The organism is Methanofollis sp. UBA420 (assembly GCF_002498315.1).
In the GTDB taxonomy this organism is placed as follows: domain Archaea; phylum Halobacteriota; class Methanomicrobia; order Methanomicrobiales; family Methanofollaceae; genus Methanofollis.
This window is the reverse complement of the sequence record NZ_DAGX01000002.1, coordinates 421,858-447,777: the sequence shown is the minus strand read 5'-3', so window position 1 is coordinate 447,777 and position 25,920 is coordinate 421,858. Positions and strand designations below refer to the sequence as shown.

21 protein-coding genes and 2 riboswitches are annotated in these 25,920 nt (G+C 60.8%); of the genes, 7 read left to right on the top strand and 14 right to left on the bottom strand.

Annotated elements, in window-relative coordinates:
• Positions 1-187 precede the first annotated feature (187 nt).
• A complete protein-coding gene (locus BP869_RS02240) occupies positions 188-1,180 on the top strand; it encodes a hypothetical protein (protein ID WP_342676487.1) in 993 nt (330 codons plus the stop codon).
• Positions 1,181-1,548: 368 nt separating this feature from the next.
• Here BP869_RS02240 and BP869_RS02235 read toward each other — a convergent pair whose 3' ends face one another.
• Positions 1,549-3,159: a sodium:solute symporter family transporter gene (locus BP869_RS02235; protein ID WP_342676485.1), complete on the bottom strand. Its 1,611-nt coding sequence runs from the start codon at positions 3,157-3,159 to the stop codon at positions 1,549-1,551.
• Between the two features lie 445 nt (positions 3,160-3,604).
• Between BP869_RS02235 and BP869_RS02230 the strand changes: the two genes are divergently transcribed.
• Positions 3,605-3,850, top strand: coding sequence for a hypothetical protein (locus tag BP869_RS02230; RefSeq protein ID WP_342676483.1), 246 nt, complete (start codon positions 3,605-3,607; stop codon positions 3,848-3,850).
• A gap of 569 nt (positions 3,851-4,419) precedes the next feature.
• Here the strand turns inward: BP869_RS02230 and BP869_RS02225 are convergent.
• The 9 genes from BP869_RS02225 to purH all read right to left on the bottom strand — a co-directional run bounded on the left by BP869_RS02225 (position 4,420) and on the right by purH (position 17,631).
• On the bottom strand, positions 4,420-6,870 hold the full coding sequence (locus BP869_RS02225; protein WP_342676481.1) for a DNA-directed DNA polymerase: 2,451 nt from the start codon (positions 6,868-6,870) through the stop codon (positions 4,420-4,422).
• A complete protein-coding gene (locus BP869_RS02220; protein WP_342676479.1) occupies positions 6,863-7,735 on the bottom strand; it encodes a malate dehydrogenase in 873 nt (290 codons plus the stop codon). The genes BP869_RS02225 and BP869_RS02220 overlap by 8 nt, the downstream gene beginning before the upstream one ends.
• Positions 7,736-7,995: 260 nt before the next feature.
• A complete protein-coding gene (locus tag BP869_RS02215; protein WP_342676477.1) occupies positions 7,996-9,498 on the bottom strand; it encodes a sodium:solute symporter family protein in 1,503 nt (500 codons plus the stop codon).
• A 702-nt stretch (positions 9,499-10,200) separates the two neighbouring features.
• Positions 10,201-10,704, bottom strand: coding sequence for an acetolactate synthase small subunit (gene ilvN, locus BP869_RS02210; protein ID WP_342676475.1), 504 nt, complete (start codon positions 10,702-10,704; stop codon positions 10,201-10,203).
• Positions 10,701-12,371: a biosynthetic-type acetolactate synthase large subunit gene (gene ilvB, locus BP869_RS02205; protein ID WP_342676473.1), complete on the bottom strand. Its 1,671-nt coding sequence runs from the start codon at positions 12,369-12,371 to the stop codon at positions 10,701-10,703. The genes ilvN and ilvB overlap by 4 nt, the downstream gene beginning before the upstream one ends.
• Complete coding sequence (locus BP869_RS02200; protein ID WP_394339007.1) at positions 12,368-13,843, bottom strand: 2-isopropylmalate synthase; 1,476 nt, start codon at positions 13,841-13,843, stop codon at positions 12,368-12,370. Before BP869_RS02200 ends, ilvB begins: the two co-directional genes overlap by 4 nt.
• 517 nt (positions 13,844-14,360) lie before the next feature.
• The gene (locus BP869_RS02195; protein WP_342676469.1) at positions 14,361-14,555 is read right to left on the bottom strand and encodes a hypothetical protein; all 195 of its coding nucleotides are present in this window, start codon (positions 14,553-14,555) and stop codon (positions 14,361-14,363) included.
• Positions 14,556-14,722: 167 nt separating this feature from the next.
• Positions 14,723-15,385: a DUF4013 domain-containing protein gene (locus tag BP869_RS02190; protein WP_342676467.1), complete on the bottom strand. Its 663-nt coding sequence runs from the start codon at positions 15,383-15,385 to the stop codon at positions 14,723-14,725.
• Between the two features lie 761 nt (positions 15,386-16,146).
• A complete protein-coding gene (gene purH / locus BP869_RS02185; RefSeq protein WP_342676465.1) occupies positions 16,147-17,631 on the bottom strand; it encodes a bifunctional phosphoribosylaminoimidazolecarboxamide formyltransferase/IMP cyclohydrolase in 1,485 nt (494 codons plus the stop codon).
• An 84-nt stretch (positions 17,632-17,715) separates the two neighbouring features.
• On the opposite strand from purH, the gene BP869_RS02180 reads away from it, so the two are divergent.
• From BP869_RS02180 to dnaJ, 4 genes are all read left to right on the top strand, one after another.
• Positions 17,716-19,089 (top strand): phosphoadenosine phosphosulfate reductase family protein, encoded by a 1,374-nt coding sequence (locus tag BP869_RS02180; RefSeq protein WP_342676464.1) that lies wholly within the window; start codon positions 17,716-17,718, stop codon positions 19,087-19,089.
• A gap of 120 nt (positions 19,090-19,209) precedes the next feature.
• Positions 19,210-19,767, top strand: a complete 558-nt coding sequence (locus tag BP869_RS02175; protein ID WP_342676462.1) for a nucleotide exchange factor GrpE — start codon at positions 19,210-19,212, stop codon at positions 19,765-19,767.
• Between the two features lie 10 nt (positions 19,768-19,777).
• Complete coding sequence (dnaK, locus tag BP869_RS02170; protein WP_342676460.1) at positions 19,778-21,625, top strand: molecular chaperone DnaK; 1,848 nt, start codon at positions 19,778-19,780, stop codon at positions 21,623-21,625.
• A 6-nt stretch (positions 21,626-21,631) separates the two neighbouring features.
• Positions 21,632-22,768, top strand: a complete 1,137-nt coding sequence (gene dnaJ, locus BP869_RS02165; RefSeq protein WP_342676458.1) for a molecular chaperone DnaJ — start codon at positions 21,632-21,634, stop codon at positions 22,766-22,768.
• Between the two features lie 24 nt (positions 22,769-22,792).
• On the opposite strand, the gene BP869_RS02160 is transcribed toward dnaJ, so the two are convergent.
• The 3 genes from BP869_RS02160 to BP869_RS02150 all read right to left on the bottom strand — a co-directional run bounded on the left by BP869_RS02160 (position 22,793) and on the right by BP869_RS02150 (position 24,477).
• The gene (locus BP869_RS02160; protein ID WP_342676456.1) at positions 22,793-23,146 is read right to left on the bottom strand and encodes a DUF190 domain-containing protein; all 354 of its coding nucleotides are present in this window, start codon (positions 23,144-23,146) and stop codon (positions 22,793-22,795) included.
• Positions 23,143-23,526 carry a fluoride efflux transporter CrcB gene (gene crcB, locus BP869_RS02155; RefSeq protein WP_342676454.1) on the bottom strand — a complete coding sequence of 128 codons (384 nt, stop codon included), beginning with the start codon at positions 23,524-23,526 and terminating at the stop codon, positions 23,143-23,145. The genes BP869_RS02160 and crcB overlap by 4 nt, the downstream gene beginning before the upstream one ends.
• Before the next feature lie 154 nt (positions 23,527-23,680).
• A riboswitch (Fluoride riboswitch) is annotated at positions 23,681-23,745 on the bottom strand.
• Between the two features lie 57 nt (positions 23,746-23,802).
• The gene (locus tag BP869_RS02150) at positions 23,803-24,477 is read right to left on the bottom strand and encodes a hypothetical protein (protein ID WP_342676452.1); all 675 of its coding nucleotides are present in this window, start codon (positions 24,475-24,477) and stop codon (positions 23,803-23,805) included.
• Between the two features lie 177 nt (positions 24,478-24,654).
• Positions 24,655-24,716, bottom strand: a riboswitch (Fluoride riboswitch).
• A gap of 244 nt (positions 24,717-24,960) precedes the next feature.
• On the opposite strand from BP869_RS02150, the gene BP869_RS02145 reads away from it, so the two are divergent.
• Positions 24,961-25,212 carry a hypothetical protein gene (locus BP869_RS02145; protein WP_342676449.1) on the top strand — a complete coding sequence of 84 codons (252 nt, stop codon included), beginning with the start codon at positions 24,961-24,963 and terminating at the stop codon, positions 25,210-25,212.
• Positions 25,213-25,216: 4 nt separating this feature from the next.
• Here BP869_RS02145 and BP869_RS02140 read toward each other — a convergent pair whose 3' ends face one another.
• Positions 25,217-25,813, bottom strand: a complete 597-nt coding sequence (locus tag BP869_RS02140; RefSeq protein ID WP_342676448.1) for a DUF5591 domain-containing protein — start codon at positions 25,811-25,813, stop codon at positions 25,217-25,219.
• Positions 25,814-25,920 lie beyond the last annotated feature (107 nt).

Here is a 25,920-nt window from a genome sequence, read left to right as displayed (position 1 = left end):
TTTCATAATGATACATTTATAATGCCATTGCGCTATAGAGCACATCATCCGTGAGGGGGACGGGCTGCAGAGGATATCGTATCGGCCTCATTCCAGAAAGAGAGCGTTATTGTTTCTATTCTCAGCAGGCCTCCGGGATACCTCCAGCCCGGCCACCCCCCGTCACGCACCAAAGGAGATGATGATCATGCCGAGAGACTATGCCCCGCACCTGCTGGTGCTGCTTCTCATCGTCGCGATAGTCGCACCTGCCGTCGCCGCCGGCGACGAGGTCAGGATCACCGACGATAGAGAGTATCAGATCTTCCCTGATATCGACGGAGACGGGATCGTCTGGACAGATTACCAGAACGGAAACGCCGACATATACTATTATGACCTCACGACCGGGAGGGAAAAGCGGATCACCGAAGACACGGCAGACCAGTTCGACCCTGCGATCTCGGGGAACAGGGTTGTCTGGACAGACCGCAGGAACGGGAACGACTACAACTGGAACACCGACATCTACCTCTACAATATCAAGGCCGGGAAAGAGTTGCAGGTCACAGATGACGCCGCACCGCAGGGTGACCCCGCAATCGACGGGTACCGGGTCGTCTGGACTGACCTCGGCAACGGCAATGCCGACATATTCTTCTACGACCTCGAAACGGCGGAGAGGAGAGAGATCACCGACGAGGAAGAGGACCAGTACGGCCCTGACATCTCCGAAGATCGGATCGTCTGGACAGACTGGAGGAATGGGAACGCCGACATCTACATGTACGACCTTGAAAAGGGTGAAGAGCGGCAGATCACCACCGAGGAGGCCGAGCAGTACGGGCCTGCAATCTACGAGAACTATGTCGTCTGGACAGACGAGAGGAACGGGAACGCCGACATCTACATGTACGATTTTCTGACCGGCGAAGAGAGGCAGGTCACCGCGGACGACATAACCCAGTCCTGGCCAGTGGTCTCGGACGAGAGTATCGTCTGGATGGAGACCCGCAAGGGAAGAAAAGATATCGTCCGGTACGATATCTGGACCCGGGCCGAAGACCGCCCCACCACAGACACGGCAGAACACCTGTGGCCTGCGATATACGAGGACCGGATCGTCTGGACTGACCTCAGGAACGGGAAGGCCGACATCTATCTCCTCGACCAGAGTCCCGAGGACGAGACGACGACGTAAGGCAGAAAAAGATCAAAAATGGGCTCTGTAGGAATCCTGTTCAGGAGTTCCTGTGCCGGGGGACTCCAGCGAAGGTCTTCGACCTTCTCGACTCCCTTCGGTCGCACAGCGAAACCTTCGGTTTCTCGACTCCCTTCGGTCGCACAGCGAAAACCTATGGTCAACGGCAAATCAGAGATTTGCCAGAACAGGAAAATCTTCGATTTTCCGTGAATCTTGATTTTCGAGCGATAGCCCCCGGTTCGGATGTAGGGGAAGGCGATGGGTCCACACTCACGCAATGAAATTCTGGGGGCGACATAAACCAGAACATGAGGGTTTCTACAAAGCCCAAAAATGAGAGAATAAAGAAGGAGGGAACCCCCCCCTCAATCGTCTTCGGTGCTCACCGGCGAGGCAAGCACGGCAGGATGCCCCTGCTCTTTTACCATTCCTCCGGATCCTGTCTCCAGGTCAGGCCACTTGAGAATGTTCCCGTCCGTGTCCTTCAGCGGGACAGGCGGGTACGTCCCCTGCGTCATCATGGAAACGACATACATGGCGATGCCGGCGACGACCATCGGCCCGAAGGTGAAAAAGACTGTCCACTCGTTGTCGGGCGGGACAACGGTCGGCGCCCCCTGCTGTATCGAGAGGACAACGATTCCGAGGACCGTCGTGACAAGACCGCCGAGCATCGAGGAGATGGCCCCGGGTGCGTTCGCTCTCTTCCAGAAGAGGCCGCAGACGACGGCCCAGAAGAGGCAGGCGAAGAGCAGGGTGAACCCGAAGATCATCAGGTCGTAGAGGCCGGGCGCACAGAAACTGATCCCGATGCAGAAGATGCCGATAGCGACGACGAGGAAACGGGTGAAGCGCAGGACCGCCTTTTCGTCTCTGATGTGGTCGGAGACCGCACCGTGGACGAAGTTGGTCGAGATCACGGCCGCGGACGCGAAGATTGCGGAACTCGCCGTTGACATGATCGCCGCCATCAGGGAACCGATGAAGAGGGCCATCATCCAGGGGGAGAGGAGGGTCTTTGCCAAGAAGGGGACGATCAGTTCGGGGTCTTCGGCAAGGATGGCGCCGTCGATCATGCCGGTGTTGATCATCACGATTCCAAGAAGGCCGAGGAAGATCGGGCCGAGGCCGGCGACCCAGTACAGCCCGGTGCCAAGGAGAAGGCCCTGTCTTGCGGCCCGGTCGTCACGGGCGCAGAAGACACGCTGTGAGATGTCCAGGGACGCAAGGCTGCCAAGACCCATGCCGCACCATGCCGCAAACCAGGCCATGATACCGGTGACCGTCCATCCGATCCCGCTCGGGGAGTTGTCGCTCGGCAGGATCGACCAGAAGTCCGTCGGCGTGTTGGCGGCGATGACATCGAAGCCGCCGACGTATGTGATCCCTGTCGGTATGAGGACGGCGAGACCGAGCAGTATGAGGACCATCTGGATGTTGTCGGTGATGATGACGGCGAGCATACCCCCGAGATAAGTGTAGATGATCACGATCAGCCCTGCGATGATGGCACTCTCGACGCCGGGAATGCCGACAAGGACGTTGAGGATCTTGCTGATGGCGAGGATCTGCACCGAGGTCCAGAAGATGAGAGTGGGGAGGGAGAGAAGAGAGGCGACAAGTGCCCCTTTCGACCCGTACCGCAGGTAATACATCTCACCGAGGGACGCGATCTTCATCTTCCGCAGGATCGTCACGAAGAATATCGCCATCAGCAGGAGCGTGATGCCCGAGGCCCACGGGTCCGCGATGGTGGCAAGCATGTGACCCCCATAGGCCGCACCGGCACCCCCGAGAAGAGTGCCGCCGCCCCAGAACGTGGCAAAAAGCGTCCCCCCGATAAGAACAGGGCCCACGTTTCTGTTGGCGACCAGGTACCCCTTGGACGTCTCGACGCCTCCGCGGCGTTGGACAATAAAGCCGATGGCAAGCATCGAGGCGAGGTACAGCAGAATAATCAGGACTTCTATGGTCATCTGGTAACTATCATAGGTTTTCCTCAGGTGTTTTGAGAATTTCGGAATGAACCGCGGGGGAATTCTCCTGAATCCCCGGATAAATTGGGATTTATCTGGCAGAAGGGGGGTTGTGAGGTCTGCGAACGGCGACCACCCAGAATGCGGCAAAGGGCCGGGAGAGTGCCGACTGGCGCACAAAAGGTACTCCCTCGCGGCCCCTGCGGCCCCGAGGATCCGGGTATGAAGGGGGGTGCCCGCACTCCGATGGGGCCTCCGGCAGGATAAAACCGGCCGATGGGAATGGTCATGTGCCCGCCCGCCTCGTCGTCGGGTTGTGGCGGATGGCGTCATCCGGAAAGGTACGGTGCATCTGCTCTCCGAACAGAAGTGGCAGGTGTGTGCCGCGGGACGGTGGCCGGGAACGTCAGGACGGACTCAGAAAGAAGGCCCGGGTGTGCGCTCGATGTACCCAATGCCCTGTCCAATGAAAAAAGCAGCGAAATATCGGGCAAATATATACGCCCCGAGGTCACAGTCTACAATTATGAAAAAACAGGGCGAACAGAAGACAAAAGGGCACAAGGCAACGGAAGGTCCGGGCGCCCCATCACCGGCAAAGTCAAAGGCCGAAGAGACCCTCTCAAAGGAGAAGATCGACTCGCTCAAGGACAAATACGCCGCAAAAATGAAGAAAGGAAAAAAGCACTGACATTTATCTGAACCGTACCAAATGTTCGGGCTAATCCCAGGATAAATCTCCTCCTGCTCCAGGAGACGGCACTGCACATATCCCGTCCCGGGGCAGGGCCGATGCCTGGCCGAAGAAGGTTCGGGGCGTATCCGGATCTCGTCGCGTATTTTTTAAAATAGATCTTTTTTCGGCGCTTGATTACGTATCCGACAGGAGAATATATACACTTCAACACCATTGGACACATTATGAAAGGTCAGAGCAGTCCAAAGGGTAAGAGTCCCAAAACGGAAAGTACGGATGTAAAATCACCGGCAGGAGCCGAAAAGACAGAACCCGTGGTCAAGAACGCTCCCATGACGTCAAAAGAGAAGATCGCAGCCAACAAAAAGAATAAGAGACGAAACTAAGGATTATAGTGGGTTGCAGGGCATCTTCCGCCCTGAAAATCTGAACCTTTTCATTTTGTGTCCGTCCCGTCTCCCCTCGTTTTGTGGGGGCGTGCCATCCCTGGTTTCCATGATGGCACCGCACCCCCACTGTAAACCGCCTATAGGTCGCACTTCAGATTCCCGACGGCCCGCTCCTCACGCAAAGTCGAAGAGGGTTGTCCTGGAAGGGTCGACGTCGGTCCAGGTCCATCCCAGGGGTTCGATGATCCGTTCGATCGGTTGCTTGATCGTCTTCTCGAGCATCGTCTCCCAGTCCACCACAAACTCGGGCGGCACCTGATCGGCGTACTCGAAGTCCATCACGTCGGTCTGGGGGTACTTCGCCGTCACCGACCGGATATAGATCCTCTTTGGCTTGCTCCCTCTCTTGAAGTCGGTGCCAAGATAGGTATTCGAGTAGATCGCACCCCTGATATGCGCGTCCTTGATCTCGTACTCTTCCAGCGCCTTCCCGATGCCGCCCGGGATCCCGACCTCGTCGAGGGAATAACCGCCGCGGCGGTACGTCCTGATCACGTTGCCGAGGAATGCCTTCACCTCGGAGAGGGGTGCCCCCTTCAGTATGAGGGAAAGGATCTGCTCCTGCACCTCGCGCGTGATCTGGGGCGAATCGCTCCTCCTCATCTCGAAACCGACGATGTCGATCTTGTCGGCCTCGACTCCCTCCTTCCAGACCAGGTGGCCTGCGTACCGCTTTTTCTTGCCTGCCTGGAAGAAACGGGCATAGATCTTCTCGAACTTGATGGAGAAGTAGTGGCGGTCGGCATGGAGGGTTTCCCGTGCAAAGACCGAGTAACTCTCATTGAGACGCGCCTCGATCGCACGGGCCATCGTGATTGTCTCCTCCAGAGGTGCATTCGGGAGTTCGACCATGCACGAGTCGGTGTCCCCGTACAGCACGGAGTAGCCCATGCCGGTGATCACCTGCCGCGTGTGCCCGATGATCGCACGGCCGACCGAGGTGACCGCGGCGCCGATCTCCCGGTCGTACAGCCTGAACCGGGAGTATCCAGAGACACCGTAGTAGGTGTTCATGATCACCTTGATCACGCCCTGCTGGAGGTCGAGGAGGATGTACCCTGGCGAGCCGTACGGGTGCTCGTTCCGGCGCTTCTTCAGGGAGTCGCGCTCGGCCATCAACTCTGCAAGGATGCTCCGGGTCAGGCCGTCAGGGTTCTTCCTGAACCTGATGCCGTTTGGCGCCGTGAGTTCGCCTGACGGGTCCTTGGTCTCGGGCGAGGCATTGATGGTCATCATCGCCATCGGGTACAGGGACTTGAGGTCGAGGACGACGACATTCTCCTTCACGCCGAGAGAGGGTTCGAAGACGGTGGCGCCCTCGAACTCGTCGGCGACGACGTTCCCCTTGGACGGGAGGACGAACTTTCCGTGCGCCTTTCTCAGGATGTAGATGTCGATGACATTGGAGGAGTTGAGGGTGCGGTCGAGGGGTACGCCGACGTAGCGTGCGATCATGCGGTAGAAGTCCACGATGTTGTTCTTCTCATTGATGCGCACGCAGAGTTCGACGTCTGTGCAGTTGTACTCGACGAGTTTCTCCGGGTCGTCGGCCCAGAGGCCGCTGACCGTGCCGGTGTAGCGGACCTTCCTCTCGCCGACCTCCTCCTCGGCGATGGCGTCGAGGCGGTATGACTCCTTCTGCGAGGGCTGGAGTTTTTTGTAGGCGGTGAGGAGGTCGAAGAGGGCCCGGCCCCGCACCGCGGCCCGCTCGGTCATGCCGGGGAGGCGGGAGAGGTCGGCGGGGTTGAGACGGAGGGCCTGCATCCTGCCGGTGATGTAGGGGAAGTCGAAGTCGGTGAAGTTCCAGCCGGAGAGGATGTCAGGGTCTTTCTCCCTGATATAGGCGACAAAGGCCTTGAGCATCTCTACTTCGGTGGCGTACGAGCAGACGGTGTGCCTGCTCTTCCCCTTCCAGAGGCACCCGTTCTTCGCGGTCCATTCCTCGGAGAAGGAGGGCGAGGTGCCGGGCGAGGCGTACAGGAAGGTGGAGTAGGCGTCGTCGAAGGAGTCCCAGGCGGTGATGCAGATGATGGCGTCACGCCCGGGTTCGGGGAAGCCCCGCACGTCCTCGCACTCGATATCGATGAAACAGAGGCGGGCCGGGGCCTCGACCTCCACTGGGGAGACCTCGGTCTGGTCGGCGATCTCCGCGGGCGCCTCGACCCCGCCGGTGAGGCTGGCGTCGATCATATAGCGCGTCGCAAAGGGGATGTCGGCCTCGAAGTGGTGTGAGTAGAGGTCACGGATGTCGCGCACGTCTGTCGGCCTGAAGGTGTACAGGCGCTTCAGGTCCTCCCCCTTGATCGAGTGATAGAGGGGGTCGTCCACTGCGGTGACCTGAGAGGGGAGGGTCTTTTTTGCCACCATCTCCGCGACCTCGTCGACAGGCGCATAGAAATATGGCCGCACGCCTGTCACCTGGAGGTGCACGGCCCTGCCGTCCGGTTCGCGGCCGAAGATGTGGACGATCGGGCCGGTGCCCGAGACGGTGTACTCCACCTGGTTGATCGCGATCCTGATGCCGGGCTTTGCGCCCTCAAAGAGGGTCGCCTGTTTCTCAGACATGGAGATCCCTGCAGAGTTTCCCGATGAACGATGCCGCTTCGTCGAGTTTCTGCCTCTCCCATGAGTCGAGGTCCCATTCGACGACCTTCCTGATCCCTTCCCTGCCGATTCTGGCCGGGAGGCCTATGGAAAGACCGGAGAGGTCGTATTCGCCGTCGACGATGCACGAGCACGGGATCACCTCGTCGGGTCGCCTGCCGAGAGCCGCTTCGACCAACCTGACGATATGCGCGGCGGGTCCGAAGACCGTGCCGCCCTTTCCCTTGATCACCTCCATGCTCGCTCCCCTGAGGTGAGCGAGCACCGCGTCGCGCTGTGCCTCAGGGACAGGGACGCCGAGGCGGGAGAAGACCGGGACCTGATGTTCCCCGTGTTCGCCGAGGACCAGAGCATCAGGAGCATGCACGCCGTCGTCTGCCATCCGGTACACGAAGCGGGCGCTGTCGAGTTGCCCGCCGAAACCGATGCACCGCGACGGTTCGAGGTCGAGGCAGTGGCTAAGGTAGTAGTTGTTCACGTCCATGGGGTTGGTGACGGTGATAAGGACGCCGCCGAATGAGCCGAGGTGGCGGCAGCAGTCACCGAGAACTGGGAGGTTTGCGGAGAGAAGGTCTGCCCGCGTCCTGACATCGGGGGTTCTCGGGCTGCCCGCGGTAAACACGCAGATGTCCGCGTCCCTGATGAGGGCGGGGTCGGTCCCGATCGAGACGTCGAAGGCCGCGTGTCCGATATCAAGGACCTGCGCGCGTTCGAGGGGCTTGACGGCGTCGCAGAGGATGAGGTCGTCGACGAGCCCCTGCGCTGCGGCGAGAAATGCGACTTCGCCACCGACTCTGCCGGTTCCGATCACAGCGAGGCTTGTCATATGATCTCTCTATGGGAATGCCAATCATAAATAGTAGAATCTTTGCGGTCTGCCTGTGCCGGGAGCCACCTCTCGAAGACCGATGGCTTTCTCCTGATCTTTTCGGTCGTTCCCCCTGTCAGGATAGGGCCTGGAATGGACCGCGCCCATCTTCGGATCTGGCAGGGAGAAGAGGGGGGTTGCCATGAAAAATGGCTGCGGTATTTTTCAGAGAACCGTCTGGCAAGCGGTTCCCCGGAGCTGAAAAAAGAGTATTAGTATTATCTGGGCTGGATGAAGCCGCCGGTGAGGGTGGTGTCCAGCACCTTCGCATCGGTCTTCCGGGTCATGAGGCTGACCGCGACCATCGCGACCGCCGAGATGACGACGGCGTAGAGGCTGAAGTGGACAGGGAGTTTGTCGACCACATAGTACCAGTAGCCGAGCACACCGCCCGAGACGAGACCTGCCGCCATCGAGGCGAGGGCGCCTTCACGTGTCGCGCCCCGCCAGTACAGACCGGCAAGGAGAGGCACCGCGAAAGTGGAGAGCATGATCCCGATGCCCGACCACATCAGCCAGGCGAGCATCTCCGGGGGATTGACCGCGAGGAGGAGTGTCCCGCCGGCCGCCACCACGACCGCAACCCGGGAGACGAGGAGGGTCTCCCTGTCGGTCGCCGACGGCCTGAAGAGGTTCTTCCAGATGTCCCAGGCAAACATCGTGCCCACGGTGAGCATCAGTCGGTCGGTCGTCGACATCACGGCCGCGAGCACGATGACGGCGAAGAACGACCAGACCCAGATGTTGGGCATGGCATATTCGAGCCCTGATATGAAGATGTAGTCCTGGGCGTTCGGGACGGCCGGCAGGGCGATCTGCCCCTCCTCGACGAGGACGCGCCCGGCAAAGCCGGCGAACTTGACGAGGAGCATGACCACCGCGTAGACGGCAAAGGCGATCAGGGGCGACCACTTGAAGTACCTCTCCTCCTTCGCGGCGAGGACATTGTTGATCACATGCGGGGCGCAGGCGAGGCCCACGACGAGCATCAGCCCGAAGGAGAAGAGGAACTCCGGTGTGAAGGCCATGCCCTCGGTGAGGTACGGCTGGACCAGGTTCGGGTCGACTCCTGCCATCACCTCATTGATGTGCGCCATCCCGCCGGCCTTCATGATCAGGACAGGAGCGATGGCGATCACGCCGACGATCAGAAGGCCGCCCTGAATGACCGTCGTCCAGGAGACGGCGTACAGCCCGCCGACGACAGTGTAGGCCGTGATGATCACGCCGGAGATGATCAGCGCTTCCCAGTGGGGCAGGCCGAAGAGCCAGACTAGGACGATCGAGATAGCGGTGTACTGGCCGACAAGGTAGATGAGGGAGACGATAATGCCGGCAAGGGCCGAGAGACCCCGCATCGCCTGCGGGCTCTCGAAACGGTGGGCGAAGTAGTCCTCGACCGTCAGGTAACCGTTCTGCTTCCCGATCCTGTGGAGTTTGACCCCGAAGACGATGATACAGAAGGACGCCGCAAGAGGGACGAAGAGTTGCTCCCAGATCGACGGCCACCCTGTGGTGAAACCAAGGCCGCTGACGCCGAGGAGGGTCATGCCCGAGCAGATCGAGGAGATCATCAGGATGGTGAAGACCCAGAAGCCGAGCGACCTGCCGGCGACGATGTAGTCCTCGGTGTTGTGGATCTTCTTCGATGCCCATGCTCCGATGGCCAGGAGGACGACGAAGTAGAGCCCGATGATACCTCCGGTAATCGGTTCTATCATGCCTCGACCTCTTTGAAGAGGAAGGCCCAGACCAGGAGGAGGGCGGTGACTGAGATGAATGCTGTTCCGACGAGTGCCAGAGTCTCAAAAGGAAGTCCGATCATATGCTGTGCTAACGTGTGGCATGCTAACATATAACACAATCGGTGCCTGGCGGGGGTGCTGTCCGTGATACGGGAAATCAGACCTTATTCGCGTGGGATGGGGGGGTACACGCAGGAGGAGGGAGAGAGGGGAGATCCGCGGGGGATGTCGGTTCGATCCGGGGGATGCCCGGTATAGGGGTTGAGAGGAGTGAAGGTTTTGTCGTGATGAGGGGTGTCGAATATCTTCAACTCTAGGGGGAACGACAGGAAGGAGTCGAGAAAATCTTTAATTTTTGGTCTACAGAATTCCTGTTCTGGTGTGCCTGTGCTGGGGGGCTACCAGCGAAGACCTGATGGTCTTCTCAACTCCCTTCGGTCGTCCCCGCTCAGGATAGAGAGGAGATGGGAATCTCTCTTCTCTGAATCTCGTGTTCTTTCGTCCCCCATCCTGTCCCGAGTTGGGGGACGACTGGAGGAAGTCGAGAAAATCTTTGATTTTCGCTGTCCAGGGGCAACGAGCGATAGCGAGTTCGAGAAGACCAAAGGTCTTCGAGGAGCCCCCGGTCTCGATTGTGGGGAAGGGAGGGGGTCAGCTCTTTCCTCCGGGTGGCAATCCCTACTTCGTGCTCTTGATCGCCTTCTGCCCCCGCAGGAGGGCGATCTTCCCGGTCCGCACGAACTCCTTGATCCCGTACTGACGGAGGAGGGTTTCGAGGGCGTCGATCTTCTCCGAGTCGCCGGTGACCTCGAGGATGACCGTCTTCGCCCCGACGTCGATGATCTGGGCCCTGAAGATGCTTGCGATCTGCATCACCTCGGCCCTGGTCTCGCCGGGCTCGGCCGCCACCTTGATCAGGGCGAGTTCGCGGGCGACCGTGCTCTGCTCGGTGATGTCGGAGACCTTGATCACGTCGATGAGCTTGTTCAACTGCTTCTTGACCTGCTCGATCTGGGCGTCGTCCCCGAGGACGACGATGGTCATCCTGCTCATCCCGGCCTCCTCGCAGGTCCCGACGGCCAGGCTCTCGATGTTGAATCCCCGCCTGGAGAAGAGTCCGGCGATCCGGGAGAGGACGCCCGCCCTGTTCTCGACGAGGACGTGGAGGGTGTGGAACTTCATCTCTGCCTCCTCCCAATCATCTCGTTGATCGCCGCCCCGGCCGGGACCATCGGGAAGACGTTTGCCTCCCTCTCGATCCTGAAGTCGAGCACGAATGGGCCGTCTGTGGTAAAGGCCGCCTCAAGTGCCGGCTTGACCTCCTCCTTCTCCTCGACCCTGATGCCATCGACGCCGTAGGCGCGGGCGATGCCGACGAAGTCCACGGCCGGGAGTTCGGTGTACGAGTACCGGCGGTCGTAGAAGAGTTCCTGCCACTGCCTCACCATGCCGAGGTACATGTTGTTCAGGACGACCACCTTCACCGGTACCTTATACTGGACGACGGTGCCGAGTTCCTGGATGTTCATCTGGAAACTCCCGTCGCCCGCGACGTCGACGACCGTCTCGTCGGGCCTGGCGAAGTGCGCCCCGATCGCCGCCGGGAAGCCGTAGCCCATCGTCCCGAGTCCTCCGGAGGAGATCCAGGTCCGAGGCCGCCTGAAGCAGTAGTGCTGGGCCGCCCACATCTGGTTCTGCCCCACCTCAGAGACGACGATGCCGCGGTCGCCGAGGAGGTCGCTCATCTCCCCGATGATATAGGCCGGCGAGAGGCCGTCCTCCCCGTCCCTGACCGTCTGTTTCTCCTTCCAGTGGCCGACGCGGGCGAGCCACATCTCCCGCCCCTCCTTCTTGATCAGCCGCCTGATGATGCTCTGGAGCACTTTTCCGGCGTCCCCGACGATCGGGATATCGACCGGCTTATTCTTCCCGATCTCGGCCGGGTCGATGTCGATGTGGATGATGCGGGCATTGGGAGCGAAGGCATCGATCTTCCCTGTCACCCGGTCGTCGAAGCGGACGCCGACGGCGATGAGCAGGTCGCACTCGGTGACCGCGTAGTTCGCCGCCTCTGTCCCGTGCATCCCTATCATGCCGAGGTTGAGGGGGTGGTCGCAGGGGACGGCGCCGAGCCCCATCAGGGTCGTCGTCACCGGGATGAGCATCAGTTCGGCGAGTCTCCTCACATCCTCAGACGCCCCGGAGGCGATCACGCCCCCACCCACGTACAGGAGGGGCCTCTCGGCCTCGCCGATGAGGGCGACCGCCTTCTCGATCTGGAGGGCGTGGCCCTCATAGGTCGGCTGGTAGCCTCTCAGTTTTGCCCGGCCGATCGGCGGCTCAATGTCGATCTGGGCGGTCATCACGTCCTTCGGGATGTCGACCAGGACAGGGCCCTGCCGTCCCGTGCCCGCGATATAGAAGGCGTCCTTCATCACCTGGCCGATATCGGCCGCCCTCTTGACGAGGTAACTGTGCTTCGTGACCGGCATCGTGATCCCGGTGATGTCAGACTCCTGGAAGGCGTCGTTCCCGAGCATGAAGGTCGGGACCTGACCGGTGATGGCGACAAGGGGCACCGAGTCCATGTAGGCGGTGGCGATGCCGGTGACAAGGTTGCAGGCGCCCGGCCCCGAGGTGGCAAGACATACCCCTACGCGCCCCGACGCACGGGCATAGCCGTCGGCCGCGTGGGCCGCCGCCTGCTCGTGGCGTACCAGGATGTGCCTGATAGGTGCGTCATAGAGTTCGTCATAGATCGGCAGGACTGCCCCGCCGGGGTAGCCGAAGATCGTCTCGGCCCCCTCGCGCTGCAGGCTTTCAACCAGCAGTTTTGCTCCTGTCTTCATCTTTGCTCCTCGAGAAGTCTGTTCATCCCGGAGACCATCGCCTCGACGCTTCCCATGATGATGTCGGTCCGCGCCCCCCGCGAGGTGAGCATGCGCCCGTCCCTGCTCAGGCAGACGGTGACATCGACGAGGGCGTCCGTCCCTCCGCTGATCGCGTCCACCCGGTAGTCTTCGAGCCTGATCTCGCCGATGCCGGCGATGGACCGGCGCAGGGCCTCGACCGCGGCGTCCACCGGGCCGTTGCCGGTGGCGGCGCAGGTCACCTCTTCCCCGTTGACGGTGACCGTGACCGATGCGGTGGGGACGACATTGCTCCCGGACACGACCGTCACCTGCTTGAGCCGGATCACCGGCTCGCGCACGAGGTTGAGCACCGAGTCGGCGATGGCCATCAGGTCCGCATCGGTGATCCTTCGACCTTCGTCTCCGAGGCTTTTAACTCTGGCGACGATCTCCGCGAGCTGCATCTCGTCGCAGGCATAACCGAGTTCCTGGAGGGCGGCCCTGACCGAGGCCGACCCCGAGTGTTTGCCGAGGAGGATCCGCCGTGTCCGGCCGACGCGTTCCGGGCCGATCGGCTCGTAGGTGCTCGCCTCGCGGAGCACGCCGTGGGCGTGGATCCCGCTCTCGTGGGTGAAGGCCATCTCGCCGACGATCGCTTTGTTCGTCGGCAGGGGCACGCCCGTCATCTTCGAGACCTCGGTCGCGAGGTGGTAGAGCCCTTCTGTCCTGATCCCGGTCTTCGTGCCGTACAGCACCTCCAGGGCCATCACGACCTCTTCGAGGGGTGTGTTCCCGGCGCGTTCGCCAAGACCGTTCACGGTGACATGCGCAGCCGATGCTCCGGCCTTCAGGGCGGCGAAGGTGTTTGTGAGGGCGAAGCCGAGGTCGTCGTGGCAGTGGATGCTCAGTGGCGCGAAGAGGAGGCCCGGGACCACCTCCGCGATCCTCTCGGGCGTCATGAGCCCGACGGTGTCGCAGAAGCAGAGGCGGTCGGCGCCGCGCTCCACCCCGCCCCTGAAGAGATGGGCGAGGAAGGCCGGGTCGGCGCGGGAGGCGTCCTCCCCGGAGAGTTCGACGACAAGGCCCCGGTCCTTTGCGTACTCCACGGCGTCCCATGCCATCGTGCAGACCTGCTCACGGGTCTTCCGCATCTTCGCCCTGATATGGAGGTCGCTTGCCGGCACGACGAGGTGGACGCAGTCGACACCGCACTCCGCGGCATAGTCGATGTCCACCTGCAGGGCCCTGACAAAGGTCGCGACCTCGGCGGAGAGTCCGGCATCCGCGATCAACCTGATCGCCTCCCTCTCCCCCTCCGATGCGGCGGCTGAACCGGCCTCGACGGTGTCGATGCCGATCTCGGAGAGCATGGTTGCGATCGAAAGTTTCTGCGACGGTTTCAGCGAGACGCCCGGCGTCTGTTCGCCGTCCCGTAGGGTGGTATCAAAAAAGCGGCATTTAGCGGCCAATAAAACAATCACTCATGGTGCTTGCCATAGGCCAGTATGGCATGACGACGATATTTATATTTTGGCTTTTATGATCTCCAGAGCCCGATCGGGACATTTTCCAACCCCGCTCCCTTCCCCTCCCCGGCAGCCGGGGAGGTCGGGAAGGGTAGACATTACCTGCAATCATACCGGTGGCCTGAGGGCGTTGAGTCCTGCCGAATTTTATCCTGTTCTGCCCCCGGCCCCCGGTATGCCCGGATCGCCGGATCTCCCCGATATGGCCCTGAACGACGGGTGTGATCCCCCGATCTGAGGCAGATCCGGGCGTATCTGGCCCGGCCCGTCTCCCGAGGGGCCACCCCCTCACGCTCTGACATGCAGGTGCCACAGGGACGGGGTCAGGGGTATTTCTTCGGGGCCTGGTTTTGTAGAATCAGGCATGAGTCCCGGAGGGAGACTCAAGCATATCGCATGAAAATTGTTCTGAGGAGATTGTCTGGTCGACGTGCCTTCCCGCACGCTCGCGCCAGGGGCGCTATCGAAGATCAAAGATCTTCTCAAGCTCCCTCTGGTCGTTTCCCTGGGCCCCCGGGATTGCGATAGGGCGGGGAAGGCAGAGGGCGGACCTTTCTGAAGGTGGTTTTGTCCTCTCCATCTCCATCATGGGGTGCTCGATGAGAGTCAAAGCCTCATGAAAACCCGGAGAATCGATCTTCTGGATCATTTTCATGGCAATCGCTCATAAAACGAAGTTTCAGGCGGTTCTTTGAAAATCACCGCTGTGATTTTCATGATAATCCCTGTTCTAGAGTCCCCCGGTAAACTGTACGGGGAATCATGCGAGGTTTCAATTCAGAACGGAACCGGAAAAGAAAAAAGGGGGAGAAAAAGGGGGTTTCAGGCGGGGGCCGCCGCACTCTCATAGATCTGGGTCATGTACCGGGCCACGAAGATCGCGACCACCGGTTCGATGAAGAAGATAATGATCCAGCCGATGACCGGGATCGCCATGAGGATGGTGATGACCACGCCAAAGACCACGGCCACCACCCAGAGGACGATGAGGGCGATGATGTAACTGCCCCAGCCGACCGCACCTATGTGTGCCAGGATCGCCGAGATGTTGAAGGCCTCGCCGAAACTGTCTGTCCGTGCGAACCTGATGACGCCGAAGGCGGCGATCAGGCCGATGATGAAGGCAAGCACGATCAGGATGAGCGTCCCGAGGATCATCGTCCCGGCCGCCGCAGCGATCGCAGCGTCAGAACCGCCGCCTGCAAGGAGGGCGAAGGAACCGCCGAAGAAGATCATCATGACAATGATCAGGGGGATGCTGTAGATGATCTGGACGATCAAGAGTTTGATCCCGTCGATGAAGAGTTTGAGCCAATCTTCGAAATCGGGTGCCGGGCTCTTGCCCCGGTAGATCTCCATGATGTATCCCACGATCAGGGGGAAGATGATGGTGGAGATGACGAGGAAGATCCACTTCATCCATTTTCCCCAGACCGCTTCCTTCGCATACTCGAAGGAGCTTCCAAGCATAGAACCGTAATCCATAACAAATCACCTTGGGGGTGTGCATACGAGACTCTAAGGTGTTTGTATTTATTGATTCCGTAAATGGGATATGTTGAATGGGTTCGATCCTTCAAAAAGGAAAACCTTCCCCTGCTGCATAATAGTACCCCTCTTCTTGATGGTGTGATCAGGGTTCAGTGCCCTTTCAGGTGCGCCTTTTTCTGGCACTCTGTCCAATAATGTGCATTCCATTTTTTGGGCATGATTACTATGGCCGGGGGTGAATGGACCTGAAGGGCGTGTTCTCTCTGTGGCGACGGCAGGAAAAAAAGTGGGAACGCGTTGAGGATGAGAAGATACTCTTGCCCGACCTTCGTGCTGCTGTTCGCGCGAGAAAAACGCGTCCGTTTTTATTGCGATCCCGCATTCCGGACAGGTACCATCTTCACGTCCCTGCCTGACGTGTTCTGTAACTGGATGACATCGCCTGCGCGGCGACATCGCCCTGCCTGACGGATGCTTCGTCCCCGGGTCATGCGTCCACTGTAAAAAAATTGACAGGAGAGAGATCGTCCCCCCTCTCAGGACCGGACGATTATCTGATTCTGGTGCCTCACCGGTGGCAGAAGGTGTCGTAGGTACCGATATCCGACCCGCACTTCGTTCGGAAACTCTTCGATGCCCGCACCTGATACCCGGCAGGTTTGGAAGAGAGCGCCTTCCGGACAAGGTCGGTGTTGGTGTTACTATCGATGGCGAGATTACCGAAGTCGTCGGGCAGAAAAAAAGAAGGGAATGATTCAGTGCCTGAAATAGCGCACGCCCGTGAAGACCATCGCGACATTGAGCTTGTTTGCCGCTTCGATGACCTCCGCGTCCCGGATCGATCCGCCCGGCTGCACGAGGGCCGTCGAGCCGGCCGCCGCCGCGACCTCCATGGTATCGGCGAAGGGCAGGAAGGCGTCGGACGCCACGACAGAGCCCTTCAGGGAAGACCGCGCCTTCTCGACGGCGATCTTCGCGGAGTCGACGCGGTTCATCTGACCGGCGCCGATGCCGAGGGCGGCATGGTCGTTGGCATAGATGATCGCGTTGCTCTTCGTGTGCTTGCAGATCTTCATCGCAAAGCGCATCGCCGCAATCTCCTGCTCGGTCGGTTCGCGCTCTGAGACGACCTTCCACTCCTCCTTCGGTGCGGGAGTCCGCTGGACGAGGATGCCGCCGTCGATGCTCCTGACCTCGTCGGCCGCCGTCTTCTCGGGCAGCACGAGGACACGCATGTTCGGCTTCTTCTTCATCATCTCGACGGCCTCGGGCGAGTACGACGGGGCGACGATCACCTCGACGAAAGTGCCGCAGAGTTCTGCCGCGATCGCCGTGTCCACCGGGGTGTTGAGGGCGACGATCGAACCGTAGGCGGAGACAGGGTCGACCTCGCGGGCGGCGAGGTAGGCCTCGAGTCCGTTCTTCCCGATGGCGACGCCGCAGGGGTTGTTGTGCTTGACGATCACCGACGTCGGTTCGTCGAACTCACGGAGCAGGGAGACGGCCGCATCGACGTCGAGGTAGTTGTTGTACGACATCTCCTTCCCCTGCAGGGGCACCTGGCCGGCGATGCCGTGGTCGCCGTAGACGGCCGCCTGCTGGTGCGGGTTCTCGCCGTACCGGAGAGACCGGCCGTTCCTGAACTGGAAGGAGTAGGTCTCCGGGAAACCGCCGTCGAGGCCGGAGAGATAGTTCGAGATCGCGGCGTCGTAGGCAGCCGTCCGTGCAAAGACCTTCTTTGCAAGGGCAAGCCTCTCCTCGTAATCGAACCCGCCCTTCGCGACGGCCTCCTTCACCTTCGGGTAGTCGGCCGGGTCGACGACGACAGAGACGAACTTGAAGTTCTTCGCCGCCGCCCTGATCATCGCGGGGCCGCCGATGTCGATGAACTCGATGAGTTTGTCGAGGTCGAGGTGCTCGCCCGACATCTTCTCGAAGGGATAGAGGTTCACGACGACGATGTCGATCGGGTTGATGTCGAGGTCCTGCATCACCTGGGCGTCGACGTCGCGCCGGCCGAGGAGGCCGCCGTGGATGCGCGGGTGGAGGGTCTTCACCCTGCCGTCCATGATCTCGGGCGAGCCCGTGTACTCGGAGACCTCGATAAAGTCGATCCCTGCTTCTTTCAGGGCCTTTCCAGTCCCCCCGGAACTGATGATACGGTATTTGTTCTCAACAAGCGTCTGCGCAAGGTCCACGATGCCGGCCTTGTCCCAGACAGAGAGAAGTGCCCATTTCATACTGAAGATATGGGCCTCAGATCTCTTATATCTTTCAAGGGCAGGATGCAATCTCTTATCCCCCTGCCCGGTACACGTTATTCTATGCGGGAACCTGCCGTCAAGAAGACGCTGTACTGGTGCAGGGAGTGTAACCTTCCTCTGATCGGGAAGACCTGCCGGTGCGGCGCGGCCGGCGTTGAGATCCCGATCCAGAAACCCTATGACCTCCGCCCGGCCCTTGCCCACGACCACGAGCTGTTGCGGTCCCTCCTCCTCGAACGCTACGGCACCGACCGCCTCCCCCAGGTGGTCCTCTTCAACAAGAGCAGCGGCGTCGACAGGACCGAGGTCGTCATCGCAAACGGCGTCGAGTTCGGGCGCCTCTCCTATGACCCGGCAGGGCATGCCTATACCCTGGACCTCTCGCAGGACGCTCTCCGCTTCCTCGCCCCCTTCATCACGAGGGGGGTCGTGGACATCACCGCCGAGGCCGAAGAGCAGGGGTTCGGCAACCGCCGTCTCGGCGGGAAGAAGGTGATGGTCAGGACCAACCTTTCCGACGGCCCGGTAGTCGTCAGGATGAAAGACCTCCTCGGCGTCGGTCAGCTCCACGACGGGGGCGTCAGGGTGCGGCAGATCGGGAAGGTCCAGCCCGAGTCGCCGCCAGACCCCTCGTGGGGCGAGGCGGTCCGCGTGAACGTCCCCCTCCTCAAGGACCTCGAACGCACGGCTGTCAGGTTCATCAGGCAGCACATGGACGACCGGCCCGCGGCGAACGTCTCCTTCTCCGGCGGCAAGGACAGCACGGTCTGCCTCGAACTCGCGCGGCGGGCCGGGGTCAAAGATGTCTTCTCTGTCGATACGGGCCTGGAGTTTCCTGAGACCGTGGAGTTTGTCAGGCAGTCGGGGATCCCGGTCATCATCCACGGGAACGATTTCTGGAAAGAGGTGGAAAAGAATGGCCTCCCGAGAAAGGACAACCGCTGGTGTTGCGAGAGGCTCAAGCTCCAGCCCGTGAAAGAGTACCTCTCCCGGAAAGGCCCCTGTGTCACCGTGCAGGGGAACAGGTGGTACGAGTCCTTCTCCCGCTCCACTCTGCCGGGTGTCATAGTCAATCCCTTCAACCCGCTGCAGCTGAATATCTCGCCCATCAGGAACTGGCGGGCCCTCGAAGTCTTCCTCTACCTCTGGTGGCGTAAGGTGCCGTACAACCCCCTCTATGAGATGGGCTATGAGCGGGTGGGGTGCTATCTCTGTCCGGCAATGCTCGAGAGCGAGGCCGCACGGACGCGGGAGATCCACCCCGATCTCGCCGGCCACTGGGAGGAGTACCTGGTGTCGTGGGCGAAAAAGAAGGGCCTCTCCCGGCGCTATATCGATCTCGGTCTCTGGCGGTGGGAGAACCCGCCCCCGAAGATGTGCGAACTTGCCGGGCGGTGCGGGGTCTCAGTCTCGAAAAAGAGACAGAAATCTTAAAAACCACGAATCTTTTCTTGAAATGATAATCTGGTGTCAATCTGTGTCCCTCTCCATATCTACGATACAAAATTATATATAGAACTACATTGCAATTGATATTGCATACAGAGGATTTCCATGGAGGCGGATAGAGATAATCAGGCGCCGGAGAAGCAACCGACCCTGGAACAGCCCGGCCCCCCGGGAGAGGGCAAAGATATCGAGTCCCTCAGGAAGGCCTGTGACGATCTCAGGGCGGCGAACGCCGACCTCAAGAGATCCTGTGACGACCTGAACGAACGGTATCTCCGCCTTGCTGCGGATTTCGACAACTTCAGGAAGCGTACTGCCCGGCAGAACGAGGAGATCCGGGAGTACGCCCTGGAAAAGTTCGCCGCGGAACTGCTCGACGTTGTCGACAACTTCGAGCGGGCGCGGAAGTCCGACGATGCCTCCCTCCGCGAGGGCCTTGAAAGCATACAGAAACAGTTCTCCGGGATCCTGGAAAAACACGGGATCAAACCTCTTCCGTGCCTTCATACGGCATTCAACCCTGAAGAGCACGAAGCGGTTGCCTGCATCCCGTCGGAGCACCCGGAAGGCACAGTTGTCGAAGAATTCATCCCCGGCTACCGCATGCACGACAGGATAATCAGGCATGCGAAAGTCGCGGTGTCAAAAGGAAACAACGAATAAGAGGAATATTATGGCAACAGAAAAGGTTCTTGGTATTGACCTTGGCACGACGAACTCCTGCATGGCCATCATGGAGGGCGGTCAGCCTGTCGTGATCGCGAATGCAGAAGGCGGCAGGACAACGCCGTCGATCGTGGCGTTCAGCAAGGAAGGCGAGCGGCTTGTCGGCAGCGTCGCGAAGAGACAGGCGATCACCAACCCGAAGAGGACGATCATCTCGATCAAGCGCAAGATGGGGACGAGCGAGACCGTCGACATCGACGACAGGAAGTACACCCCGCAGGAGATCTCCGCGATGATCCTCCAGAAGATGAAGCTCGATGCCGAGGCATATCTCGGCGAGAAGATCGAGAAGGCCGTCATCACCGTCCCGGCCTACTTCAACGACGCCCAGAGACAGGCGACGAAGGACGCCGGCAAGATCGCCGGGCTTGACGTCATGCGGATCATCAACGAGCCGACCGCAAGCGCCCTCGCCTACGGCATCGACAAGGAAGAGGAGTCGACCATCCTTGTCTACGACCTCGGCGGCGGCACCTTCGATGTCTCCATTCTCCAGCTCGGCGACGGCGTCTTCGAAGTGAAGGCGACTGCCGGGAACAACCGCCTCGGCGGCGACGACTTCGACCAGCGTGTCATGGACTGGATCGTCGCCGAGTTCAGGGCAAAGGAAGGCCTCGACCTTTCGAAGGACCCGATGGCACTGCAGAGGATCAGGGACGCCGCCGAGAACGCCAAGAAAGAGCTCTCGACCGTCCAGAAGACGAGCATCAACCTCCCCTACATCACCACCGACGCCAGCGGCCCGAAGTTCCTGGACATGGACCTCACCAGGGCGAAGTTCGAGCAGCTTGTCGGCGACCTGGTCGAGAAGACCGTCGAACCGGTGAAGCAGGCCCTCTCCGACGCGAAGCTGACCGCGTCCGATATCGACCACGTCCTCCTGGTTGGCGGTTCGACTCGCGTGCCCCTCGTCGTCGAGACGGTCAGGAAGCTTCTGGGCAAGGAACCCGACAAGGGCATCAACCCTGACGAGTGCGTGGCCGTCGGCGCCGCGATCCAGGGCGGCGTCCTCACCGGCGAGGCAAAGGACGTGCTCCTCCTTGATGTCACTCCCCTCTCCCTCGGCATCGAGACCCTCGGCGGCATCGACACGAAGCTGATCGACCGGAACACCACCATCCCGACCCGGAAGAGCCAGATCTTCTCGACGGCTGCGGACGGCCAGACGAGCGTCGAGATCCACGTGATCCAGGGCGAGCGCGCCCTTGCCAAGGACAACTTCACCCTCGGCAAGTTCCAGCTCACCGGCATCCCGCCCGCACCCCGCGGCATTCCCCAGATCGAGGTCACCTTCGACATCGACGCCAACGGTATCGTCCATGTCTCGGCAAAGGACCTCGGGACAGGCAAGGAGCAGACCATCACCATCAAGGGCGGCAAGGGGATCTCCGAGGAAGAGATCAACCGCATGGTCAACGACTCCAAGAATTTCGAGGAAGACGACAAGAAGAAGCGCGAGGAGATCGAGGTGCGGAACACCGCCGACACCGCGGTCTACACCGCCGAAAAGACCCTCAAGGAGTCCGGCGACAAGATCGGCGAGGACGATAAGAAGAAGATCGAGGAGACCTCCGCCGCCCTGAAGACGGCCCTCGAAGGTGACGACACCGAGGATATCAAGAAGAAACTGGAAGAACTCACCGAGGCCGTGTACGCGGTCACCGCCAAGATCTACCAGGAAGCGCAGAAGGCTCAGGAGGCCCAGAAGGCCGCCGGTGCCGAGGGTGCACAGAAGAAGCAGGACGACAATGTCGTCGATGCCGACTTCGATGTCAAGGACGAGAAGAAAGAGTGAGCATAGATGAGTGCGGGAAGCTACTATGATGTCCTCGGCGTCGCCCGGGACGCCGGCGAGCAGGAGATCAAGAAGGCATACCGCAACCTTGCACGGAAATATCACCCTGATGTCTGCAAGGAGCCTGACGCGGAAGAAAAGTTTAAGGATATCAACGAGGCCTACTCGGTGCTCTCGGACCCGGAGAAACGCGCCCAGTACGACAATATCGGGCACGAGGCTTTCAAGAACGCCTCGAAGGGTTCGTACACCGGTGGCGGCGGATACGGCGGCGGGTTCCAGGCTGACTTCAGCGGCTTTGGAGACATCTTCGACACCTTCTTTGGTGGTGGCGGCGGGCCGAGAGGCCCGCGGCCTGGCGCCGACCTCCTGTACCGCCTCTCGATCAGCCTGAAAGACGCGGTCTTCGGGACAGACCGGGAGATCGAGGTCATGCACACCGAGTCCTGTCCTGAGTGCGACGGGAGCGGGAGCAAGAACAAGAAGTTCCGGGTCTGTCCGAAGTGCGGAGGCAGCGGCCAGATCAGGCAGGTGAGCCAGTCGCTCTTCGGGCAGTTCGTGCGGATGAGCGCCTGCCCCGACTGCGGCGGCAGGGGGAAGATGCCGGAGGAACCCTGCAAACGCTGCAAGGGCAGCGGCCATGCCCGGGTGAAGAGGAAGGTTTCTGTCCGTATCCCGCCCGGCGCCTACAGCGGGCTCCGCCTGCGGATGGAGGGTTATGGCGAGGCCGGGGACTACGGCGCCCCGGTCGGCGACCTGTACGTCGAGATCATCGTCGAGGAGAACCCGGACTTTGTCCGCAACGGCGAAAACCTCGAAACCACGGTGAAGGTCACCCCGGCGATGGCGGCGGTCGGTTCAAAGGTCGAGGTGAAGACGATCGACGGCCGGACTGTCGAGCTGAAGATCCCGGCCGGCATCCAGCACGGCACCGCGCTGCGCATCCCCGGCGAGGGCGTGCGCCACCGCGGCCGGCCCGGCGACCTCCTCGTGCGAGTGAAGATCGTCGTCCCGAAGAGTCTCTCCGACGAGGAGAAGGAACTCTACCAGAAACTGCTTGAGATCGAGAACAAGAAGGGCCCCGAGAAGAAGGGCTTCTTCAAGGACTTCGTCGACAAGGTGATGGGCGGCCCCGAGGAGTAGGCCGGCCCGTCATCTTCTCGACGATCACTCTTTTTCCTCGTCATCACCGCGGTAGAAGCAGACCGTCACCTCTTCCTCGGTGACCAGACCGCCGACGATGATCTCTTCCAGGACGGGTTTGATCTCCTCGATCTTCTCCCGCGAGTCCACGACTTCCACGATGACCGGGAGGTCTGCGGAGAGCCGGAGAATAGAGTGTGTGTGGATCCGGCTGGTCTTGCCAAAGCCCGTGATCCCGCGAAGGACCGTCGCCCCGTAGAACCCTTCCTTCCTGAAGAGTTCGACGAGATAACGATAGAGGGGTTTCCCCCCATACCGGTCGGACTCCCCGATATATATCCGGAGAAGAACCGCCTGTGCATTTTTTCCCAGTTTCATAGTGCAGCCTCCATACAGCCTGCAGTGACCTTTCCCGCCCAGACAGCGAGAAGTGTCAGGGTAAAGGTTGCGAGGGCGTTCAGGGCGAAGATCCCGAATGCCTGCTGTTCCAGGAGCCGGAACGACTCATAACTGAATGTCGACATGGTCGTAAACGCTCCGAGCACGCCGAGGGTCAGGAATATCCGGGTTTCCACGTCAAACAAACCTCCGTATTCGAAGAGGTACATGATGAGCCCGATGAAAAAACTCCCGATCACATTGACGCCGAGGGTGCCGATGGGGAAAGTGCTGACGCTCCCCTGCAGCCACCCGCTGGTGAAATATCTGAGTACGGCACCGACAAATCCGCCGATGCCCACAATGATCCATGCTTGCATCTCTCGTGGTCCTCCGGGCGGAGAGATTCAGCCCGCATGAGGATCGGTCATGTTAAAACCCGGGCGAATCCCTTCGCCCTTTGCCGGATGGACCTGCAGCTACATGAAGAGGTAGAGGTGTAATGGTGTTCCATGGCGTCGCACGTCCGTCCGGCGGAAAATAGACGTCATCAGTCCCGAAGGGGGCGGTTGATGGCGGACGTCATCGCCTGAATACCTGTATGCTTTTACACGGATATAGGGGTATGCGCCGTCGTGCGGCATCCCCCGCGGGCGTTACTGTAAACTCGTCTGTTTCATCGAAGAAGCGCAGGAGTCATGGCCGGTGTCGATGAGTGTAAGAGTCCTGACCGCCGTCCACGTCGTCTCCAGGGTCGCCGTGCCGCCGAAGACCGACCGGGCAAACCCGCCCGAGGGCGTCAGGCACCGGAGGACAAAGGGGCCGGCCGCGGGGGAGGGAGCGATACCCAGAAGCCGCGCCGCGGCGACACCGGCGGCGACGTGTTCCAGGTAGGCCGGGGAGGTGCCGGGCACGTTCACGTAGCCGTACTCCGGGTGCGTGCACCTCCGGAGGAACGCCGCCGCCCCGTCGTCGCCGGGAGGGGTACCTGTAGCGGCACGGATAGCGAGGGCCTGAGAGGTCTCGACGAGGGTGGCGTGCCTGCCTTCGGGCGTGCGGGAGGCATGCACCGCGGAGAGCAGGCCTGCCCTGACAGCAGGAGTGATGCCGGTGCCGGTGCTCAGGCAGAGGCGTGCATAGAGGTACGGGTGGTGGAGCACGCTCTCCGACTCGACCGGCCTCTCCGCTCTCGGCGCCGGGGGCACGACCGACCTGATCCAGGGGGCGGGGTCGTGCATGGGTGGGGCCCTGAGGATGCGGAGGGCGAGGAGAGCATAATACCCGGTCTCGAAGATCGGGTACCTCCCGTCGTCCTGCTGGCGGGTGAGCAACCAGCGGGCGGTCGCCGGGTGCCGCCCCGAGCATGCGGAGGGTGTCGAGCGCGAAGAAGGTGTCCGCGGCGTTTGGTTCGTTCAGGCGGTAGAAACAATAGCCGCCGTCCGGGCAGCGCCGGTCGGCGATGTACTTAATGCAGGATTCCCTGAGTTCACGTCCGGTCATACGACTGCGTCCATGCAGAGGTCATCAGCCCGGTGGGCGGTTGACGGCGGACTTCATCGCCTGCATCCGTGTATCGGTCAGGGTTTCCTTCGCCCGCGCAGGATATAAGCCTTTCATACTCCGGAAATGGACGCAAGAAGAGATGAAAGGACGGGATTGTCGGCTCTGGTAGGTATATCGTGGCGATACGGCCCGGACTGGAGGGGGCCATAATATCACATGGCTATGGGGGCCTTCGACCCGGAGGTGATGACCCGGGAAGGGAACACCGCAGATCCCCAAAGGGAGTCGGCCTGCGGATGATGAAGACGTTCATGGACGAAGTCTGCCCGGGCACGGCAGGGAAGGAGATACGCCTGGTCACACACGTCCTCTCGGCCTTCCCCCTCTTCGCAAACCTCGGTTTCTTCTTCGCCGGCGTCATGGCCGGGCCCGGCGGCCGGGACAGGCTGGTGATGCAGTACCTGAACAATCTCAGAATCGCATACGCGTCCTTCAGGATAGCATCGGAAGAGGACCGGGAACTCCTCGCCTATGTGCGGCAGTGTGCGGGAGACCGGGCCTGACCCCTCACAGCCCCCGGAGCACCGCCGCGAACTCGTCCAGGTACTCCTGCGTGCTCAGACTGCCGTCGGCGAATCTCGCCTCGGGATTCCTGCACCGTGCGATCGTCTCGTCGGACGGCACGAGAGTGACAGGCACGCCGGTGCGAGCCGACGCCTCCCGCATCGCCTCCCTGAACTCGCCGAGACAGTAGGCCACCCTGTGCCTGTATGTGCCGCGGGTCTTCTCCAGGTACGCCGCAACGCGGACCGTCTCGATCCGCAGGAACGACCGGTGGACCGCAGGGTCGGGAGAGCGGCCGAGCATGTACCTGTACGAGGCATAGGGGTACATCCGTTCGAGTTCCCGCGGCACCACGCCGCAGGTGCCGAAGACCACCCTGTGAACCCTCTCCGGGGAGATGGCGTCGGCGATCACGCGGTCGAAGAGGCGGTGGCTCGGGCTCGTGCTGTACGGCTTGTGGACCGAACAGGGGAGGAATATGGCGACCTCACGCTCGCGGACAGTGTAATCCCTGATGATGAACTGGAAGGCCTCTTCGAACTCCGGGCGGAAGAAGGGAGGCGTCCCGGCCCAGATCGGTTCTCTCTCCTCAGATGCCATGGTGCTCCGAAAAAAAGTTCATATTCACTGTGGATGCCGGATTTGACCGAATAGTGTGCCTTTGCTTTCGTGATATGGTCATATGCCCTCGCACGCCCCTATATATC

Excerpts from the sequence above, each read along its gene's own strand:
- BP869_RS02220 (WP_342676479.1), bottom strand. The coding sequence starts at position 7,735 with ATGACAAGCCTCGCTGTGATCGGAACCGGCAGAGTCGGTGGCGAAGTC.
- dnaK (WP_342676460.1), top strand. The coding sequence starts at position 19,778 with ATGGCAACAGAAAAGGTTCTTGGTATTGACCTTGGCACGACGAACTCC.
- BP869_RS02240 (WP_342676487.1), top strand. The coding sequence starts at position 188 with ATGCCGAGAGACTATGCCCCGCACCTGCTGGTGCTGCTTCTCATCGTC.
- BP869_RS02175 (WP_342676462.1), top strand. The coding sequence starts at position 19,210 with ATGGAGGCGGATAGAGATAATCAGGCGCCGGAGAAGCAACCGACCCTG.
- BP869_RS02230 (WP_342676483.1), top strand. The coding sequence starts at position 3,605 with ATGTACCCAATGCCCTGTCCAATGAAAAAAGCAGCGAAATATCGGGCA.
- BP869_RS02145 (WP_342676449.1), top strand. The coding sequence starts at position 24,961 with ATGGACGAAGTCTGCCCGGGCACGGCAGGGAAGGAGATACGCCTGGTC.
- BP869_RS02190 (WP_342676467.1), bottom strand. The coding sequence starts at position 15,385 with ATGGATTACGGTTCTATGCTTGGAAGCTCCTTCGAGTATGCGAAGGAA.
- BP869_RS02215 (WP_342676477.1), bottom strand. The coding sequence starts at position 9,498 with ATGATAGAACCGATTACCGGAGGTATCATCGGGCTCTACTTCGTCGTC.
- crcB (WP_342676454.1), bottom strand. The coding sequence starts at position 23,526 with ATGCAAGCATGGATCATTGTGGGCATCGGCGGATTTGTCGGTGCCGTA.
- BP869_RS02225 (WP_342676481.1), bottom strand. The coding sequence starts at position 6,870 with ATGTCTGAGAAACAGGCGACCCTCTTTGAGGGCGCAAAGCCCGGCATC.
- BP869_RS02160 (WP_342676456.1), bottom strand. The coding sequence starts at position 23,146 with ATGAAACTGGGAAAAAATGCACAGGCGGTTCTTCTCCGGATATATATC.
- BP869_RS02195 (WP_342676469.1), bottom strand. The coding sequence starts at position 14,555 with ATGAAAATGATCCAGAAGATCGATTCTCCGGGTTTTCATGAGGCTTTG.
- purH (WP_342676465.1), bottom strand. The coding sequence starts at position 17,631 with ATGAAATGGGCACTTCTCTCTGTCTGGGACAAGGCCGGCATCGTGGAC.
- BP869_RS02180 (WP_342676464.1), top strand. The coding sequence starts at position 17,716 with ATGCGGGAACCTGCCGTCAAGAAGACGCTGTACTGGTGCAGGGAGTGT.
- BP869_RS02235 (WP_342676485.1), bottom strand. The coding sequence starts at position 3,159 with ATGACCATAGAAGTCCTGATTATTCTGCTGTACCTCGCCTCGATGCTT.
- BP869_RS02140 (WP_342676448.1), bottom strand. The coding sequence starts at position 25,813 with ATGGCATCTGAGGAGAGAGAACCGATCTGGGCCGGGACGCCTCCCTTC.
- ilvB (WP_342676473.1), bottom strand. The coding sequence starts at position 12,371 with ATGAAGACAGGAGCAAAACTGCTGGTTGAAAGCCTGCAGCGCGAGGGG.
- dnaJ (WP_342676458.1), top strand. The coding sequence starts at position 21,632 with ATGAGTGCGGGAAGCTACTATGATGTCCTCGGCGTCGCCCGGGACGCC.
- ilvN (WP_342676475.1), bottom strand. The coding sequence starts at position 10,704 with ATGAAGTTCCACACCCTCCACGTCCTCGTCGAGAACAGGGCGGGCGTC.